Consider the following 577-nt stretch of genomic DNA (forward strand, 5'->3'; position numbering starts at 1 on the left):
CTGCCATTCAACAAAATCACAAAATGCCTTCTCATCAATTGCGCCCTTGTTATCAAACGGGGTGATAAGCGCAGTTACAGCTCCCTTGAGCATAATAAACTCCCTATAATATTCGCTTTTATTTTTTTAATAATCGCCTTTACAAATTTTAAACAGAGCATAATCTTGCTCTATCATTGAAGCAAGATGAATTTCAAAAAAAGCCTCTACAAGATGGACATGTCCCTCCTTAAATTTTGAACATTTCTTTAAAATAAGCTGTCTGTATTAACGCGTTTTTCATGCTTGTGTTCTATAAACCCTTAAGTTTTTACAAAAAGCAAGATCTCAAGGTCTTTTCTCTATGCGTGTATTTTCTACCTCTCTTTTCGTATCAACCTTTACTGCGATTATACTGGCAATAAAAATTTTATTTTCAAGTGCACATGCACAAACACCCCTTTTACATGGGAAAATACCAATCCCTTCGACACGTCCTACCCCCATTGCCATAAAACAAAAAGCTCAAGAACCTCTTCAACAGAGACACACGACATCGTACAATACCGTGACACTCAAACAACTAAAAGCTGGATTA

At 36.2% G+C, this 577-nt stretch carries 2 pseudogenes; one reads left to right on the forward strand and one right to left on the reverse strand.

Annotation, left to right across the window (positions count from 1 at the left end):
* Positions 1-93, reverse strand: a pseudogene (locus ACFIO3_RS15245) (4-hydroxy-tetrahydrodipicolinate synthase); the annotation flags it as partial.
* A 250-nt stretch (positions 94-343) separates the two neighbouring features.
* Between ACFIO3_RS15245 and ACFIO3_RS15250 the strand changes: the two are divergent.
* Positions 344-577, forward strand: a pseudogene (locus ACFIO3_RS15250) (lytic transglycosylase domain-containing protein); the annotation flags it as partial.

Source organism: Bartonella sp. AD328YNZD (assembly GCF_042196425.1).